The organism is Nitrospirae bacterium CG2_30_53_67 (assembly GCA_001873285.1).
Lineage (GTDB): Bacteria > CG2-30-53-67 > CG2-30-53-67 > CG2-30-53-67 > CG2-30-53-67 > CG2-30-53-67.
This window is the reverse complement of the sequence record MNYV01000111.1, coordinates 1-17955: the sequence shown is the minus strand read 5'-3', so window position 1 is coordinate 17955 and position 17955 is coordinate 1. Positions and strand designations below refer to the sequence as shown.

The window sequence follows — 17955 nt, the reverse complement described above, 5'->3', positions numbered from 1 at the left end:
TGATATCCAGAAGGATCAGATCAGGCCTCTCTTTCAAGACCTCCTTGAGGGCCGTCTCACCGGTCTCAGCCGTCCGTACGTAATACCCTTCCATTTCCAGCATGTCGGAAAGGAGTTCCAGATTGTTCCTGTTGTCGTCCACGACCAGAATGTTGGAAACGATCTGCATAAACCCCTCAGCCCTCTCCTGCAATCCGTGCCGCGTGCCGCCGGCACGTTTCAATCATCAACCTCCGGCAAAGCCGGAGGCTTGACATTTGCCGGCCCCTCAAAGAGGCCTATTCGCAAACGGTTAAAAACACCCTCCCTTAACCCCTCCCCTCCTCCCCTTACTACAAGGGGAGGTTCCCCCTCTTATTTTAAGAGGGGGCAAGGGGGAGTTAGGGGTAAAGCATTTCGGTTCACTGCATACTCCCGGAATGGCCGAACTCTAAGAGTCCCCCGGCAGAGCCGGGGGTTTACCCTTATTCAATCATGCGGACGGATCTTCCGCAACCGGCCTTTTCCCCGGCCCAGCCGAAGGCAGGGTGAATGAGAAGATGCTCCCTTTCCCCGGTTCGCTCTGGACCCGGATCATCCCTCCATGCACCTCCACCAGCCTCTTGCTGATAAAAAGACCGAGCCCCGACCCTCTTTCCTCCGGCTTTTTGTGTTCATTGAGCTGTCGGAACTGGTCGAAGATGATCTCATGGTTCTTCTGATCAATCCCGATGCCGGTATCCTCCACGTGTATCTCCACCATCTCTTTTGCATCGCCGTCGCCCCTGACGCTGAGGACATTCGCCCGGACCGTAACCCTTCCGTTGTCCGCCGTAAACTTGATCGCGTTGCTGATCAGGTTGATCAGGACCTCCCTGATCCGGACCTCATCGGCAAGCACGAACGGGATATCCGGGGGAATATCGTGGTCCACCGTCAGCACACGGCCCATAAGAATGGGCTCCACGCTGACCATAGAGGACAAGACGACCTTTCTCACGCTCACCGGGCTGATTTTCAGCAGGAGCCTGCCGACCTCAAGATGGGAAAGATCAAGGAGATCATTTAAGATATGCATCAGGTGCTGGGCGTTCTCATAGACCTTCCTCAGGCTCTTCTGCTGCTGCTCGTTCATGTACCCGTAATTCCCCTTCAGCAGCATGTTGGTGTAGCCCAGGATCGAGTTCATGGGGGTCCTAAGCTCGTGAGAGATATTGGCCAGAAACTCGGACTTGCGCTTATCCGCCTCCCGTATCCGGATGTTGGCCTCGGCAAGCTCCCGGTTCTGCCGTTCCAGCTCCCTGCTCTTTTCAATGAGTTCCTGCGTCCTCTGCAGGATCATCTCTTCAAGCCGCCGGTTCAATGCTTCCAGCTCATCGTGCCGCGCGTCGAGTCCCATCTCCGACCTCCCCGCCGACCGTCATCTCCGGAATCCGGACCGTGGGCTGCGCATCCGCGACCGGCGCCCCCTGTCCGTCCTTGCCGCAGGTCCCGACCGCATACCCCAGATCGTTCCCGACCCGGTCAATCTGCATCAGAACGGCCGGTCCGTTCCCTGTCAGGGTCGCCCCCCTCACCGGTTCTCCGATCCGGCCATTTTCAATCCGATACCCCTCCCCTACCTCAAAGACAAAATCTCCGTTGACCGTGTTCACCTGTCCTCCCCCCATACGGACGACAAAGAGTCCTGAGGCCGTGGCCCGTATAATCTCCTCAGGGTCCTCACGCCCGGGCAGGATCATCGTATTGGTCATCCGGGGGATCGGACGGCAGCGGAAGGACTCCCGCCTTCCGTTCCCTGTGGATGCAGCCCCGTCCTTCATGGCGGACAGACGGTCATAGAGGTATCCCTTGAGCACGCCCTGCTCGATCAAGACCGTGCGCCGGGACGGAGTCCCTTCATCGTCAAACCGGAAAGAGCCTCTTTTATAAGGAACCGTGGAATCGTCCACCACGGAGATCGTGGGCGATGCAATACAATCTCCCACTCGGCCGCTGTAAACCGAGAGCCTCTGCTGAACCAGATCGGCCTCGAGACCGTGCCCCACCGCCTCGTGGATCATGGTCCCCCCGGCCCTGGAGGAAAGAACCACGGGCATCCTGCCTGCAGTCGCAGGAGAGGCGAAAAGCATGAGAACGGCCCGGACCGCCGCGCGCCGGGCGGCCTCTTCCAGGGGCTCGGCCTGGAAGAGTTCATATCCCACAGCGCCTCCCAGGGTTTCCGCCCCCGTCTGGATCAGGTTCCCGTCCCCGGCCACAGCCTGAACATGCGCAAGAAGGTAGACTCGCTCATCCTCGGCCAGTTCGCCCAATGAATTGGCGATCAAAACCTCCTTGCGGCCGTCTAAGATCAGCACCTTGGACTGGCGGATCCGCGGATCAACCCTTCTCACGGCGGCATCGGCGGAGAGCGCCAGATCGACTTTGGCCCGGATCGGAACCGAAACAGGATCGGTCAAGACCGGCATCTCAAAAGGGGGCGTCTTAGAAACCAGTGGGATGACCTTTTCCGCGGCTCCTCGCTGAACGGCCCGGCTGACCATGCCCGCCATCTCCATCAGGGATCGGGGAGAGGTCTCGTTGGAGTAGGCATAGACGGTCCGCAGGCCGGAAATAACCCTAAGCCCCACGCCTCTGCTGCTCCCCGTGATGACCTTTTCTATCTTTTGGTCCTCAAGGATCACAGAAGAATGACCGCCGTTTTCAAAATAGCATTCTGCGAAATCCCCACCCCTGCTCAGGGCCTTTTTCAGGATGCCGGGGATTTTTTCTTTGGGGAATATCATGGCCTGAAACCTTAGCGGCCCTATTCGTAAATACAGTCGCATTCGAGGGCCGTAGGGCGGTCTCATCGGCGTTCCGCTCCTTGCGACGTACCACAGGGGGTACGTCTCAGTCACGCCCCTTGATGAAACCACCCTATGACCCTCTACCGGTAAACCGAGTACAAGTCGGTACGTTACCATATTTACGAACAGGACCACTTCGAGCGAGCAGCGACCCTCAACATCTCTCAGGAAATAAGGCGTTCGGCGATCTGAACGGCATTCAAGGCGGCGCCTTTCCGGAGATTGTCCGAAACAATCCACAGGTTGAGCCCGTTCTCTATGGATTCGTCTTCCCGTATCCTTCCGACAAAGGTCTCGTCCTTGCCGGCCGCGTCGATGGCCATGGGGTAGATATGGTTTGCCGGATCGTCCAGCACACAGACTCCTTCGGCATACGCCAGCAATTCCCTCGCCTGGCCGGCCGTAATCTTCTTTTCGGTCTGGATATTGACCGATTCGGAATGACAGCGGAAGACCGGAACCCGGACCGTGGTCGCCGTAACACCGATGCTGTCGTCTTCCAGAATCTTTCTCGTCTCGTTCACCATCTTCATCTCTTCTTTGGAATAACCGTTCGGAAGAAATACGTCGATGTGCGGCAGACAGTTGAAGGCGATCTGATGGGGATAGACCTTGTGGACGACTTCCCTGAAAGAGAGCAGGGAACGGGTCTGATCCAAAAGTTCATCCATGGCCTTCTGCCCCGTGCCGGAGACCGCCTGGAACGTGGTCACCACGATCCTTCGGATCTTCGCCACGTCATGGATCGGCTTCAAGGCAACAACCATCTGGATGGTGGAGCAGTTGGGATTGGCGATGATCCCATGGTGGCGCGCCAGGGCCGGCGCATTCACCTCCGGAACCACCAGAGGGATATCGGGATCCGTACGGAATGCGCTGCTGTTATCCACGACCACGGCCCCGCTTTTTACGGCGATGGGCGCGAATTGAAGACTCCTGGATGCTCCGGCGGAAAAAAGAGCAAGATCCACCCCTTCAAACGAGGTCTCTTTCAACTCCTCCACATCATGATCCCTGCCCTTAAAGGAAAGCGTTTTCCCTATGGACCTCGAGGAAGCCAGAAGACGCAGATCGCCCACCGGAAATTTCCTCTCATCGAGGATGGAGATCATCTCGTTGCCTACGGCGCCGGTTGCACCCACAACGGCAACATGATACCGGTCTTTCTTTTGCATGAACGCTCCTGTGACACTATTAATAATTCATTAAAATCATGGTAAAATAGGCTCTTACAGACATCATGGTCCGCTTTTATCAAGATATCGAATCGAGTGGGATGATCATACTTTCTTCAGACACGGAGTGTCAAGAGGATAAAAACTGCGGGGTCTGCGACAAAAATGCCTGTCCTCCGACTGGATCGGGGGATCGGAGGACAGGCCCGACCGGACAATCCACCCTTCGACAGGCTCAGGGTGACAATTGTCATGGTGAGCTTGTCGAACCATGGATTCCCCGATCGAGCCTGCCCTCGACTACGATCGGGGGTCGGGGAATGACGCTGCCAGAGAAATATTTACCCATAAATTTGCCGCACACCCAAAACTGCGGGGATTTAAAAACAAGTGGTCCTGTTCGTAAATATGGTGACGTACCGAGAGGGTCGTAGGGCGGTTTCATTAAAGCGCGCGACTGAGGCGTACCCCTTTGGTACACCGCAAGGAGCGAAACTTTGATCCGACCGCCCCCCTACGGCACTCGAATGCCACCGTATTTACGAATAGGGCCACTAAGTCTCTTTCCCTTCGGTCTCCTCCGGAACATCCTCCAATTCCAGATTGAAATCGGTCTCATGATCCGAAAGATCAATCGTCCTTTCGTATGAAGACGGTTTCTCGTCAGGCCCCTTGTCTTCTTTGTAACCCATAGGAATGGCGGTTTCCTCTTTTGCAAACGAAGCATTCTCAAACTGATCCTTTAACGGATCCGTTTCTTCTTCTGAAGACGATCCTCCCTTTTTCTCGGGTTCGGGAAGGGAGAACTGCGTCTTATGGTCCAATGCCAGGGTCGTTTCTGAACCCGAAGCGGACTGAGGGTCCCTGTTGCGCGGCGTGCTGATCAGGTCCTCATAACGGACAGGCTCCTTCTTGAAAGGGGACTTCTGCCCGTATTCCTCCTGGGGCAGCCCTTTCTTGGATTCCGTGACCCCCTTGCCCGATGCGGTCATGCCCGCTTTTCGTTTCTTAACGAAAAACAGGGCCGCGGGAACGGAAACAGATAGAAGGCCGGCCACGGATAACAAGACCATCCAGAACCTGTGCCTCTTCTTTGCCTCCAATTCCTGAAGCTTCTTTTTTTTCAGTTCCTGTTCCTTTTTCGCCTTGGCCTTGGCCTCTGATTCGGAAACCAATTGGGCCAGGCGGTTTTCGAGACCCCGCCGGTAGGCGCTCTGCGGATAGTCGTGCAGGTAGGTCTCGATATCGGGGATGTTCACGCTTTGTTTGACGGCGTCGTATTTAATGATCTCCACGGCCTTCCGTGCCGCCCTTGAGAACTTTCCTTCAGGATAGATTTCAAGATACTCCTGAAACTGATCCAATTGATTGATGACGACGGCTTCCTGAAAAACCAGATCTTCGGCCCTCTCCTTGGCCTCCTGAAGGAAGGCGCTTTGGGGATTTCTCCTGATATAGTCGAGATAGGCCTGGGCCGAATGGATCTGTTTGACCTTTTCAAATGTCAACGCGCTGATCCGGTCACGCGCATCGGCAACGAGTGAACTCTGGGGATATTTCCTCAGGAACTGCTCATAGGCATCTATGGTATGGACCCCCTGTGCTTCATCGAATGCAACCATATCAGGCGTGATGATCCGTTCCACGTCCTCACCCGGGATACCCACGATCCCCCCATAGCTCTGATACTTCACCATCTCATTTTCCCGCCAGAAATTCTCTACCTTGATCCGGCGCCCATCCTTGAGAACGATCAGGGTCTCAGCGTGTCCGCCCGCAGGGAAAAAAAGAAGAATAAGGGAAACCGCAACGATGAAGATGCCGATAAAACTTTTGACAGCACGCATAGGAAATCACTCATTGGATATGACGTTGTGAATCAAGACCTCTGCCATCCTGTTTTTTATTATATTATATAATGATCCCTGTATAAAGGCAACAGATGAAAACAAAGGGCCCATCAAGAAGCGGCCTTTCAGTCCAGGTCTGCCGGCCTTTGGAAACTCTTAAGAGTTCTGACCGGATCTAAACCGGAATTTTCCAAACGTTCCAAAAATATTGACAATCCAACTGGAATTTCATAAAATGAATGAAGAATAAATATTTGATATTTTTAAGGTTTTTCAACACGTTCCTGACGGGATCCGCCATGCTGATCGGCCACGAGATTCTTGTTGCAGAGAGTGACGCACAAACACTTCGGATCGTGAAAGAGGCCCTGCTCCAGAACGGCTTCGTGATTCACTTTGCGCACAGTTTTGAACTCGCCATGCAGTTGACCGTCAAGAACAAGCCCGACCTGATCCTTTCCGAGATCAACCTTGCGGATATGGATGGAAGGGAGTTCATGCGGATGGTCCGGAAGACGCCTGAAATCTCGAACACCCCTTTCATCTTCCTGACCTCCAGGACCTTGATCCATGACAAGATCTCCACCCTGGAGGCAGGGGCCGACGATTACATCACAAAACCTTTCAACGAGAACGAACTCATCGCCAGAATCAAGGCGGTCCTGCGGAGAACCAACCTTTCCAGTATTTCCACCCTGACCAAGGATGACGGCATCAAGGGGAACCTGAAAGATATCCATCTGATCGACCTGATACAGCTTCTGGACATGGGAAGAAAGACGGCCGTCATTCAGATCGAAGGTGAAGGCAAGGAAGGAAGGGTCTACTTCGAGGGTGGAGAAGTGATCCATGCCGTGTGCGGGAGGCTCTTCGGCAAGGAGGCCCTCTTCGATCTCCTCTCGATACAGGATGGAATCTTCATCATTCATCACCATATCACATCGAAGATCCGGTCCATCCATCTCTCTCCGACCAACCTGGTCATGGAAGCCATGTGCTGGCTGGACGAAAACAAGATCTCCATGGCCAACAACACCCAGGGCAAGACCGCATCGGCTGCCCCCGGCAGGTTGCTTCATAGCGAGGGGATCAAGGAACTCTTCGAAAAAGGGGTCATTGAAGAGCACCGCAAACCCTGACTCTCTCAACGGGACCTATGAAACAGAGAAAGAAAATCGCCATCGTCGGAGGAAATAAGCAGGCATTGGGCCTCCTTCCGCTCCTTGAGAAAGACCCGACTGTCCAGGTCAAGCTGATTGTGGAACCCAACAAGGACGCCATGATCTACAAGCTCGATGAACTCGGGTTCCGGCTGGCGCAAAAGTATGACATCCGAATCTGCTCTGAATGGAAAGACCTCCTGTCGGAAGACGGCCTCGGCATCATCATCGACGCCTCTTCGGATCCTCAGGCACGGGCCTTCCTGGAAAAACAGGAATTCAAGTCCGTGGAGATCATCAGCGCTCTCAGCGCGCGCCTTCTCTGGGAATACAAGGGAAAAGAGGAGGAGAAAATCCCTGAGGGAGGCAGCAGGTATTCCAAGCTCCTCACAAGCTTAAACGAGATCGTGGAAGCGGTCAACCTCACCACGGACAGAAAACAGGTGACCTCCCTGATCCTGAAGGTGGCCATCGAATCCACCGGGGCCGACAACGGCTCACTCATGCTGCTGGACCCCATGGAAAATGTCTTGAAGGTTGAAGTGGCCATGGGAATCCCTGCGGAAGTGATCCCCAGCATCCGATGCAAGCTTGGGGAGGGGGTCGCCGGCAAGGTGGCCCTGGAAGGTAAGCCTCTGCTCCTCTCCGGCAAGGCGGACGACAGCGTCTTCAAGATCCTGCGCGAGCGTGAGGAGATCAAATCGGCGCTTTGTGTTCCCCTGACCATCAACGGTTCGACGGTAGGCGTCCTGAATCTCAACAACCTGAAAAGCATTGACGGTTTCACCGGCGAGGACCTCTCCTTCATCTCGAAGCTGGCCGCCTTCGATGCAGAGATCCTGCTCAAGTCCCAGGAGTACCAAGTCCTCAAGGAGAATGCGCAAACCTTTGTGATCTGGAAGGAGCTCAACCAGATTCTCAACTCTCAGGATCCGCTCGATGAACGCTTAAGCAGAGTCTGCAAGACCATTTCAGAACATTTTCAGAAAAGCGTCTGCTCCATTTATCTCTTTGACAAGAACACCAAGGAACTGGCGCTGAAGGCAACCAGTCTCAGAAACTTCACGGCATCGGACCATTACAGGATACTGCTGGACGAAGGCATAGACGGCTGGGCGGCGAAAGAGCAGGAAGTGGTGATCCTCAAGGAGCACCCGAGCCTGGATTCCAAGGCGAAAAAGGCGTTCATGTCCATCCCCCTGGTTTCGGAAGGCCAGATCACCGGCGTCATGAACATCCAGGTGATTTCGCCCAGGGGTCTTGCCGAGGACGAGGAGTCCCTGCTCCGTGAGATCGGATGGAATCTCTCCGATACCGTCAAGAGCGCGCAGAAGGAAGACAGCGCAAACCTGCGGGCGACGAAGATTGAGGCCATCAACGAAGCCGGGATCAACATCCTCTCCATCATTGATCTTAACAAGCTCATGGAGTTGATTCCCCCCTCAGCGGCCATGATCATGGATGCGGACGGCTGCATCCTTCGTCTTCGGGAGAAAGGCGGGGAGATGAAGATCCGCTCGACCTACTCCATGTGGGAGGAGGAAATCCGTGACAAGATCATGGAACTGGACAAGGAGATCTCATCAGAGGCCGAGCAGACGAAGGGGCCTGTTCATATCCTGGACCTGAGAGAGAAAAAAGGTTACGAAAGATTCGGCAGGGTGGTCAAGTCCGTGATCGCCCTCCCCGTCATGGGGAACGGGATCGTCCAGGGGGTCCTCTCCATCTATGACAAGATCCCCAAGGGCTCCTTCCACGCGACCTCCTTCGGCGACGAGGATATGGAGATCTTTAAAAAATTCGTCCTCTACGTGGAGAAGGCCCTGGTCAATGCCCGGGGGAGCGACCAGTCCAGGATCTTCCTGAACTACGACAAGCTCACCGGCCTCCCCAATGAAACCGCCTTCCATAAAGAGATTGAAAACGAGATCAACCGCTCTAAGCGATACAAGAGGGGATTCATTCTCCTGACCCTCTGCTGGAGCTATCAGAAACCGGGCATCGAACAGTACGACGTGGAGATGCGGAACAACATTCTCATCGAGGTCTGCGACATCCTTAAGGAAAAGATCCGGGAATACGACACCCTGGCCCGCACCGGCCCGTTGAAATTCAGCATCCTTTTCCCGGAGTCTGTAGAGCAGATCCGAGATCTCAGCATCAGGCTGATCCGTGCGATCCGCAAAAAAAAGAAACAGCCGGGGTCCGCCCTGTCCGCCGTGGAACTGAACTTCAAACTGGGGTACGCCCTCTACCCCGAAGACGGCGCCGATCTGGATACCATCCTCCACCAGGCCAACCGGCTTCGCCTCGGATCGAGAAACTGAAACCCGCCTATCCTCTGTGTCCCTATTCCCCTATCGGAAACAAGAGAAGATCGGTCTAATTGGTTGCGAGACATGAAAAGGGTTGCGTCCCCTTTGTTCCCTCCCCTTTGTCCCCTTTGTTCCTAAAAGACTCTGGAAAAAAAGGCTGCATAGATCATTATAGTGCATAAGCACGAATTAACGGTCCAGACAGCCCAGAACAACAACTGTGGGGGTCGTCCGCGTGTTTGACAGAGCAGAAGTAACAAAGGAATAGTAACCACATTGATAGCAAGGAAGGAAAATTCTATCGGTTTGAGGTTGCTCCATGATTGCATGCGTCTCATGTTGGTAAAGTAAATACCGAGAAGAATCAAGGGGCAAAGAAGGCTGATCCAGGAACCCAAGCGAACTGAGCCCTTCAAACCTGCTGCGAGAGCCGCAACTTGAGCGATGGCGATGACGATCACGAGCGGCTTAATAATAATCATCTCTTCCAAACCTGTCTGGACAGCCATAACTTGAACGATGGCGATGATTATCACGAGCATTTTAATAATCATCATCTTATCTAATAGCATAGTAGATAAATGCCTTTGTTCCTAAAAGAGCCTGAAAAAAAAGACTGCATAGATCATTAAAGTGCATAAGTACGAATTAACGGTCCAGACAATCCAGAATAACTGTGGGGGTCGTCCGCGTGTTTGACAGAGCAGAAGTAACAAAAGAATACTAACCACATGGATGGCAAAGAGAGGAAAAATTTTCTGTACGTGGTGTGTGAAGTCGCTCCATGATATTATTGGTCCCATGCCGGTAAGGTAAATACCGAGAAGAATCAAGGGGCAAAGAAGGCTGATCCAGGAACCCAAGCGAACTGAGCCCTTCAAACCTGCTGCGAGAGCCGTAACTTGAGCGATGGCGATGACGATCACGAGCGGCTTAATAATAATCGTCTCGTCCAAACTTGTTGCGACAGCCGCAACTTGAGCGATGGCGATGACGATCACGAGCATTTTAATAATCATCATCTTGTCTAATAGCATCGTAGATTAATGCCATATAAACGCATAGCTGTGCAAATTCGCTATGCAACGTTCCTTCTTTTTCGCCACAACAACGGTAGGGCTATCACTGTTAGCCATAATGATGATGGCTCTGGAATAATATTTATGGGTTGTATGCCGGCAGTGGCGAAGCTGGAAGTATAAACGGAAGGGGTGGTACTTGACCCATTCAAGTCAATGGCGATCAGTGCGTCTGCTTGCGTAGGGTCAGATGTGGCGAAAGGTATCTGATGACTATCGAGCAGGAAAAAAGAGAATGAATCCGGACTGCCGCCCAAAGCCGTATTTGATCCCAAATCCAACTGATAGGAGAGTGTGGTGCCGAAAGAGCTCATGCTCTGTAGCCATTCGTTGAAGAACTGGGTATCGCCCAAAGAAAGGGGGCCTGGCACCAGGATTCCCGATACATCGCCGCTCTGTGAAAAAGAGCCGAGTGTGCTGTCGGAGTTGAAGCTGCTGATGACCGCAGAGTTGCCTGGTACAGGCGAACCGGCCGCGAAATCAAAAGCGATGAATCCGCTTTGTCCGCTCAATGGGATTGTATCCACTGTAATCAGAAAAGGAACGGCATAAACCGGACCGGACAACCATGCTTCAATGAGCAGTACGATTGCTAAGAGTCTCGATTTTTTCATATTTCCTCCACTATAGGACGGTTCATTCTCACTCTACTTAAGGAACCCCTGCTGTTCGCCAAACCGTTGCAATGTAACCAATGTTTGTCCGCGTGGGATTTAGGAATTGCAATGTAAGAGTGATGCTTTGGCCTGGCTGTAGATTGAGTCCATCTGAACTTAGTGGGAGAGTGATATAAGGGGTCCCCATCTGAATGTTTTGGGTGATACCAGATTGGTTGACCAGGTTGACTCCCGCCGGCAACCCGCTGATCAGCAGATAGAGCGGACCAGGCGCCGGTATGGGCTCGTTATTGGTCATGGACACGCTCTGGACAAAGAAACCCTTCGTGCGATCAAGACGGAAGCCGCTCTCTTGAATGGAGAACTGAGCGCTGACATCTTCCGGTTGCAGGGGATTAACCGGGTCTTCCACGACAAAAGCGGCAAAGTCCTTGAGTCCAGAGTTGGAGGCGGTAACAACGGCTGTCCCACTACCCATAATCTGATAGATACCTTCGTTATTGACCTTGACTACTGCGGGGTTCGTTGTTTGGTAGGATGTCCCGGTAACGGAAGAAGTCATATCGTACTCGATGGGTCCATCGTAAGTGCCCATGAGGGCAAGGGACTCCGATGGATTGGTAGTCGGAAGCGTGATACGGAAGTTCTTCTGCCGGAACGCGATGTCAATCGGGGGCGTTGCGGGTCTTACGGCTATAGTGATGGGTGCGCCAAGTATGGGGATGTTATTCGTATCCGTGATGTCGGGTGTCAGGATGAGGGGTCCGGCGAAAAAGTCCGGGATCACAAAGATAGCCTGATACTGTGTGCCATCGTAGTTTGTCCCCTCCAGTTCCCCGAACCCCTCCGTCATATCGACTGCGATGTTGTTCGCAATGAGAGGCGGGGTCAGCTTGACCGTGATGTTCACGGTGTCGCCCGGAGCGAAAATCCGGCCATCCGCAGGCGAGATCATTTGTACGCGGCTATCCGGGACAGATGCCTGTTGCAGGGCGGCTGCGAAGCGCTGATTGATAGCGGAAGCTGCGGGTTGTAAGGGGCCTCCGGGACCGCATTGATTGGAATAATCTTGCTGGTCCTGCGCGGCGCCTCTGCCGGGAACAGTGATCGGGACACCCGAGCCGCTGGAACCGATACCTGGGAAGCTGTTTTCAAAGATAGAGGGAGGACCATCCAGCAACTGGTAGGCTCGGGTCGCTACGGATGATGAACTGAGGACGCCGTTTACAAAAAAAGGGCCTGAGTGAATGACATCAGGAAAATTGATACCCGCAAGTCCACCTTGTTGGCTGCTGAGGGCTACGATAGTGTCGTTGCCCTGTCGGAATCGGAATCCATTGATGATGTCTTGCGGGAAGATGAATTCTCTCTGATCGCACGAGAACAATATATTCCTGTGGAGACAGCGCGTATTTGTGAGCGTTCCTTCAATATTTCCAATTCCCAAAACACCTCCAAAAAACTTAGCCGACACTGCGTCGTAAGTACCTACGGCAGGTCCACCGGTTCCAGTAATAGATTGCCCCAAGATCGTGGTTGGATTGTTTAGTCCCTGTAGAGCTGGGCTGTTTTCGGCAAGGTCACACACCGCTCCGCCATCTGGAGCATAACCTGTGATGCTTCTAACGGCTTTATCAGCCTCCGTCGCGTTTACGCGGTGGAGCGCGGCGACCAAATTGGCAAATGTGCTGCCGCTGTGGGGAGTATCCAGCGTGAGGAGCCGGCGAATGTCGCCCTTGCCGAAATTGTCCGGACGCTGGAATGTATTGCTTCCTATGTAGAGCCTGGTCAAGATGCCGCCCATGCTATGGCCGATCACGTCCGTTTGTGTGACAGCATATCCTTTGGCGCGGGCGTTATCGATAGCGCGCTTCACAAAGTCCTGTACGCGGGGAAAATTGTTGGAAAAACCGGCCCCATTGGTGGCTTCGTAGTCAGCCACGTAGGTAGTGTGAAAAGGATCGTCCTTGGGTATGTAGATGCCAGACCAGGCGCTTCCTTTACTCCAAATACCGTGAACCAGAAGAACAGGCGGCCGAACGATCTGTGTTTGAGCGCGGAAACTGCTCGTGTTGCCATTGCCAATCGAGGGGGTGAAGGTAAACTCGATTTCGAGCGGTCGGAAACTCACGGTATCGCCAAAGGAATCGGGCGCTTTGTAGTAAGTGAAACCGTATTCGCGGCCGGATACGGTTTGCGTTTGCACTACGCTGTCCTGAAGCGCCCCCTGATCGAAATTCGATTGGGAGGTAATTTGAAAACAGACGGTACCGGGCAGGCCGGAGATGGTGCGCATCAGAAATTGGCTGGCGCCATCTGCCGAAATGCCGTTTCTTACCGTACTGCCGCAACTCGCAAGAACCGCCGCGTCGGTAGAGAGATCGTTGCTTGAATCGCTAACCCGGCAGTGGTTGACGGGAGGGTTGGCATCAACAAACTTTTGATTGCCGGCCTGGTTGACGTCCCATGCACCGAGAGGAAAGGCACTTTGAACAAAACCGGATGTTAGTGGCGTGATGCGGAGTTGTGTGGCTCCCACGCTAATCCCAAATATTGAGAATGGATTGCTATAAGTTTGCCCTTCCGGGATGAAAACCTTCGGCAGGAAAGCTTGTTTGATGTCGCCAGCAGCGGCGATGGAAGGGTTGTCTGAGCTCAGTTGGAAGGTTGCTCCGCCCTTTGGCGCAGGCTGAAAAATCACAACGTAAAGGCTTATCTGGTGCGAGACAGGGACGGAGATAGAGTCCAACAAACCGTTGTAATTTGGGCAGGTGGTCGCCGCATTTGCGGCCATAGGCAGGATATGTTGCGGGTTTGGAATTGTGGAAATTCCCACAGACTGTCCTGCAAGCGCCAAAGCAGGCGCCGACGAAACCATAAATATGATCGAGCAGATTGGAATAATTGTAGCTTGAAGCCACCCAAAACGAACCCTATTTGGTGATCTCATGCAAAATCCCCCTCTATGACGCCACCTTCGGCAGTCCGACTTTCCGTTGATATGGATCCAAAACCTTCCAAATCGAGCATGACGGGAATTCACATTACGAAACTGGGTTCCTCATATCAAGGCCTTGTCAGAAGTGCCGTTGAGGATAACGTAAAACCGGCTCCGCCTTGGATCGAGAAACTAATCCTCTCCGCTCATGTCTCTCTTTGTGCGTTATGAAGGGTCTCGAAATAGAATGGACATTGATTTTAAAATCTCCTCTATGAGCCGTTGGCTCCCTATGGGCCGTTGGCCCACGGGCCAATAGGCAACGAGCCATAGGCCCTCGCCCCTCTTTTCCAAAGGGGGGAAAATTCCTCCCGGCATCTGCCTTGAGCGCAGTCGAAGGGGCAAAGGGAGGTGAGAGCCTGCCCTCGAATGGGTTTATCGGGGGAGGGAGATCAAAAAGATGCTCTTCCTTACGTTTCCCCCTTGAAAAAGGGGGGCAAAGGAATCAAGAAAAATGAATTTTTAAGGTTTGGCGCCAATATGTGATCACGAATATAGATTTGGTCCCCGTTGATTCACGATTCAGGGCAGCGCCTCGGCCGCATCACTCAGGGTTTGTTGATTTGTTCATTTCGGTGGCTCGCTCCAGCGAACAAGTGAACCATGTCCCCTTTGGGTTCCATCTCATTTCTTGGGTCCTTTGAACCGCAGTCGTACGCGGTTTTCATCCACGACTGCTAAGCCGCGTTGAAGACGCTCCAATAAACCGGATGTGACCAACCGTTTGGCAGGCTCTTTCAAGACAGCCCAGCGCTGATCCCGAAGGCGGAAAACCACAATGCCAGCGTGCGATCCGAACGGAAAGGTCCGGATGTTCCCAAAATCAACATCAAATGTGATCAATAGACGATTCTCTTCTGTAGCCTTTTCCAAGAGCAGGGCATCACTTGCTCCCGAAAGGTTTTCTTCAGAAACGGTGGACACATTATAACCTTCTGACAGGAGCATTTCTGCGAGAGCAGTAGGCATGTTCTCATCCAGTTTGATGTTCATCAGGAAACCTCAGTATGAAGGGGCTGGATCTCTTCTTCGTGGGCCAACCAGGCAGCATAAGCGAGTGCGGCGTGAATGTCGTCTTGCTTAATGGCCGGATATTCCCTGAGGATTTCCTCCACGGATTCACCCGCTTTTAGATAGTCGAGAATGACGGAAACCATAATTCTCGTTCCCTTAATGCAGGGTTTTCCATGACATACGCTTGTGTTTATGGAAATTCTTTCCCTCCAATCCTTCCCGGCCATAATTACACCTCCTATCGTGCCAAGAGAGGCACATTGATCTTATCAAAACTTGAACCCATCAATACCCGCCGCCTCACGACGCATCCCGCAATCCATTCATATTCACCGATCATCATAAAAAGGATACGCAACAAAAGATAGCACAATTATTTGACACTGACCAGAAATTTTTACAGGGAGCATCCCGGGGGAGTGAACCTTCAGAATTATCGATCATTCCATAATTCAATAGACGTTTTCTTGAAAAATCTCCCCTCACCTCTGGTTCCCCCTCTTTGTAAGGAGGGGAGGTGAATGGTGAGGAGGGAGATCAAAAAAACGATCTTCCTTGCGTTTCCCCTTTTGAAAACTTGTCCTCGAATGATTTTATCGGGGAAGGGGGTAGGGCGGATTTAGAAAGATCATGTCGTTAATATGATTATGATGGAAATCATGGCCGAAGAACCCTGGCAAGGAGAGATGTGGCCACGTTTAGGTGCTCTTCCGGGCTGAGCATGGGTCCCAGAAGCTGGGCCAGCCCTCCACGGTTCACCAGGCGGTCGTCGTAAAGCGCGTGCGGGCATCGCCGCCGGAGTTCAGTGAGGATGGTGATGAAGTTTGCCGCACGGGACGGCTGCATGGCCGGGCCGAGGGAGTCATAGAGCACGCCGCACTCTCTGAAGACGAGCGCAGGCCCGCCTTTGGAGTAGAGATGGAAAAAACCTTCCCGATCTTCAGTCGTGGTCTCCCGAATACTTTTCTCGGACTTGGTGATGCTGAGACCGCTCGTCATCAGCGCCCGGCCTATGTCGAGCTTCCGTTTCTCAATCGTCTTGGTTTCGGTCTTTCGGACGATAGAGGTCCCTCGCAATATCAGGTCTATATCCCGGAAGGCAACCTCCAGGCTCTTTTCCTGACGTGATTCGGCATGGATCCCCTGGTCGGAGAACTCGAACCTCCGCACGATGAATCGTGAGGCATCGGACTCAATCGCATTCTGTGACAGGATCATGGCCGTGAATCCTGCGGCACGGAGTTTCCGAGCGGACTCCTCGGCCTGCCTGATCTCCGCAAAGCCGGCAACCACCGATGGCCCCCCGCCCGGAACGTTAAGTCGAAGACGGGCCTCATAGACCGTGGTCCCCAGTGCCGAGGCCAGGGCCAAGGCGGGGGCTTCCTTGTCTCCGGTCAGATTGTGGATGGCAACGATATGCATAAGTAACCCTTATGACTCCGGATGTTATACTCAACGTTTTAAATGATTGCGCATTATCTCCAAAGCATATTATACAGAACGACCGAAGTATTAGGCTGTTTGTCATTGTCCGGCTTGACCGGACAATCCAGTTTGACTGGCTGGATTCCCCGGTCGAGCCGTGGAATGACGACGGGGATCGGGTAATGACAAGGTGTCGTTGACTTATGACGCCATGTATAGATCATCCCTTGTTATACAGTCTTATTCATCTCTGTCGCCATCATTTGAAGCGCCGTGTCTCTTTACAATCATACAAAAAATTACACCCCCGTACAATCTAATTTCCTATATCCGGTTTTGAAACCGGGTTCTTCTCCTTCCAGAGACGCCCGTCGTAGCTTTCCATCATCACCGAGCCGTCCTCCCTCCCTCTGAAGTAGTTCGGGCCGAGGGGGACCTTGCCGTAAGGGGTATCAAGCACGTACTGCGGGATGGCGAATCCGCTGGTTCGGCCCCGGAGGGCCCGGACAAGCCCCATGCCCTGCTCTATGGTCGTTCGGAAGTGGGCCGTGCCGGAGACGAGCTGGCACTGGTAGAGATAGTAGGGCCTGACCCGGATACGGATCAGTCTCTCCACGAGATCCTTCATCACCGGCGCTGTGTCGTTGACCCCCCGGAGCAGCACGCTCTGGTTCAGCACGGGGATTCCGGCCTCTGCAATCCTGACGCACGCCTCAGCCGAATCTTTGGTGATCTCTCTGGGGTGGTTGAACTGCGTGCTGATCCAAAGGGGCTGGAACTTCCTGAGCATCCTGAGCAGGTTGTTGGTGATGCGCTGCGGGAGCGTGCAGGGAAGCCGGGTCCCGATCCTTACAATCTGGATCTGATCGAGCTCACGGATCTTTAAGAGGAGTTCCTCCAGAAAACCGTCTTCGTAGACCAGAGGGTCTCCTCCGGTCAGGAGCAGGTCCCGTATCCCCGGATTCAATGATACCGCATCCAGCACAGAGGCGATCCGGTCCCAGCTCGGTGGGTTTTGGTGATCGCTTTGGAACCGGTCCCTTCTCAGGCAGTGCCTGCAGAGACTCGGGCAGAACGAAGAGACGCACCAGGCTGCACGGTCCTCATAGACCCGGATCAGCCCGGGTGCGGCCTCGTGCTCCTTCTCCAGGAGGGGGTCGGCATATCCCAGATGGTCATTCAGTTCCTCAGGTGAAGGAAGGAACTGACGCCGGATCGGGCAGTGGGGATCATCCGGGTCCGCTATGGAAAGAAGGTACGGGGTCACTGCAAAGGGGAGCCTCTCCCCATGCTCTTTGAGCCAGGAGATGCAGGCATCATCAAGGTTCAGGAACCGTTTCAGCTCATCAGGCTCTCGTACCCGGTTCCGGATCTCCCCCTTCCAGACCTCATCCTCATTGGGTATCAATGCCCGGCCCTTGGGCTTCCTCCGGGCGCTCCTCCCCGTCATATCCATGCTGTACCGTTTCATGGCCTGCCCCACGAGAGCACGGA

General features: G+C 53.5%; 14 protein-coding genes and 1 pseudogene. 2 read left to right on the top strand and 13 right to left on the bottom strand.

What is annotated here, in order from left to right; all coding sequences use genetic code 11:
- From AUK29_06930 to AUK29_06910, 5 genes and pseudogenes are all read right to left on the bottom strand, one after another.
- Positions 1–223, bottom strand: a pseudogene (locus AUK29_06930) (hypothetical protein).
- A gap of 249 nt (positions 224–472) precedes the next feature.
- Positions 473–1378 carry a hypothetical protein gene (locus AUK29_06925; protein OIP63258.1) on the bottom strand — a complete coding sequence of 302 codons (906 nt, stop codon included), beginning with the start codon at positions 1376–1378 and terminating at the stop codon, positions 473–475.
- Complete coding sequence (locus tag AUK29_06920) at positions 1353–2765, bottom strand: peptidase C69 (GenBank protein OIP63259.1); 1413 nt, start codon at positions 2763–2765, stop codon at positions 1353–1355. The genes AUK29_06925 and AUK29_06920 overlap by 26 nt, the downstream gene beginning before the upstream one ends.
- Positions 2766–2992: 227 nt before the next feature.
- Entirely contained in the window at positions 2993–4003 is a 1011-nt protein-coding gene (locus AUK29_06915; protein OIP63257.1) for an aspartate-semialdehyde dehydrogenase, read from the bottom strand.
- A 554-nt stretch (positions 4004–4557) separates the two neighbouring features.
- Positions 4558–5850 carry a hypothetical protein gene (locus AUK29_06910; protein OIP63256.1) on the bottom strand — a complete coding sequence of 431 codons (1293 nt, stop codon included), beginning with the start codon at positions 5848–5850 and terminating at the stop codon, positions 4558–4560.
- A gap of 242 nt (positions 5851–6092) precedes the next feature.
- On the opposite strand from AUK29_06910, the gene AUK29_06905 reads away from it, so the two are divergent.
- Positions 6093–6992: a hypothetical protein gene (locus tag AUK29_06905; GenBank protein OIP63255.1), complete on the top strand. Its 900-nt coding sequence runs from the start codon at positions 6093–6095 to the stop codon at positions 6990–6992.
- Between the two features lie 17 nt (positions 6993–7009).
- Entirely contained in the window at positions 7010–9340 is a 2331-nt protein-coding gene (locus AUK29_06900; GenBank protein ID OIP63254.1) for a hypothetical protein, read from the top strand.
- 122 nt (positions 9341–9462) lie between these two features.
- On the opposite strand, the gene AUK29_06895 is transcribed toward AUK29_06900, so the two are convergent.
- The 8 genes from AUK29_06895 to AUK29_06860 form a co-directional block, all read right to left on the bottom strand.
- Positions 9463–9900, bottom strand: coding sequence for a hypothetical protein (locus AUK29_06895; protein ID OIP63253.1), 438 nt, complete (start codon positions 9898–9900; stop codon positions 9463–9465).
- 21 nt (positions 9901–9921) lie between these two features.
- The gene (locus AUK29_06890) at positions 9922–10365 is read right to left on the bottom strand and encodes a hypothetical protein (GenBank protein OIP63252.1); all 444 of its coding nucleotides are present in this window, start codon (positions 10363–10365) and stop codon (positions 9922–9924) included.
- Between the two features lie 41 nt (positions 10366–10406).
- Positions 10407–11021, bottom strand: coding sequence for a hypothetical protein (locus tag AUK29_06885; GenBank protein ID OIP63251.1), 615 nt, complete (start codon positions 11019–11021; stop codon positions 10407–10409).
- Positions 11022–11058: 37 nt separating this feature from the next.
- The gene (locus AUK29_06880) at positions 11059–13974 is read right to left on the bottom strand and encodes a hypothetical protein (GenBank protein OIP63250.1); all 2916 of its coding nucleotides are present in this window, start codon (positions 13972–13974) and stop codon (positions 11059–11061) included.
- Between the two features lie 672 nt (positions 13975–14646).
- Complete coding sequence (locus tag AUK29_06875) at positions 14647–15018, bottom strand: hypothetical protein (protein OIP63249.1); 372 nt, start codon at positions 15016–15018, stop codon at positions 14647–14649.
- A complete protein-coding gene (locus AUK29_06870; GenBank protein OIP63248.1) occupies positions 15015–15263 on the bottom strand; it encodes an antitoxin in 249 nt (82 codons plus the stop codon). The genes AUK29_06875 and AUK29_06870 overlap by 4 nt, the downstream gene beginning before the upstream one ends.
- Positions 15264–15693: 430 nt before the next feature.
- Positions 15694–16458, bottom strand: a complete 765-nt coding sequence (locus tag AUK29_06865) for a hypothetical protein (protein ID OIP63247.1) — start codon at positions 16456–16458, stop codon at positions 15694–15696.
- A gap of 319 nt (positions 16459–16777) precedes the next feature.
- Positions 16778–17955, bottom strand: a 1178-nt coding sequence (locus AUK29_06860) for a hypothetical protein (protein ID OIP63246.1), incomplete at its 5' end; no start/stop codon positions are given.

What these genes read in the sequence shown, in the direction of transcription:
- AUK29_06925 (OIP63258.1), bottom strand. Translation starts at nt 1,378, where the DNA reads ATGGGACTCGACGCGCGGCACGATGAGCTGGAAGCATTGAACCGGCGG.
- AUK29_06920 (OIP63259.1), bottom strand. Translation starts at nt 2,765, where the DNA reads ATGATATTCCCCAAAGAAAAAATCCCCGGCATCCTGAAAAAGGCCCTG.
- AUK29_06915 (OIP63257.1), bottom strand. Translation starts at nt 4,003, where the DNA reads ATGCAAAAGAAAGACCGGTATCATGTTGCCGTTGTGGGTGCAACCGGC.
- AUK29_06910 (OIP63256.1), bottom strand. Translation starts at nt 5,850, where the DNA reads ATGCGTGCTGTCAAAAGTTTTATCGGCATCTTCATCGTTGCGGTTTCC.
- AUK29_06905 (OIP63255.1), top strand. Translation starts at nt 6,093, where the DNA reads ATGAAGAATAAATATTTGATATTTTTAAGGTTTTTCAACACGTTCCTG.
- AUK29_06900 (OIP63254.1), top strand. Translation starts at nt 7,010, where the DNA reads ATGAAACAGAGAAAGAAAATCGCCATCGTCGGAGGAAATAAGCAGGCA.
- AUK29_06895 (OIP63253.1), bottom strand. Translation starts at nt 9,900, where the DNA reads ATGCTATTAGATAAGATGATGATTATTAAAATGCTCGTGATAATCATC.
- AUK29_06890 (OIP63252.1), bottom strand. Translation starts at nt 10,365, where the DNA reads ATGCTATTAGACAAGATGATGATTATTAAAATGCTCGTGATCGTCATC.
- AUK29_06885 (OIP63251.1), bottom strand. Translation starts at nt 11,021, where the DNA reads ATGAAAAAATCGAGACTCTTAGCAATCGTACTGCTCATTGAAGCATGG.
- AUK29_06880 (OIP63250.1), bottom strand. Translation starts at nt 13,974, where the DNA reads ATGAGATCACCAAATAGGGTTCGTTTTGGGTGGCTTCAAGCTACAATT.
- AUK29_06870 (OIP63248.1), bottom strand. Translation starts at nt 15,263, where the DNA reads ATGGCCGGGAAGGATTGGAGGGAAAGAATTTCCATAAACACAAGCGTA.
- AUK29_06865 (OIP63247.1), bottom strand. Translation starts at nt 16,458, where the DNA reads ATGCATATCGTTGCCATCCACAATCTGACCGGAGACAAGGAAGCCCCC.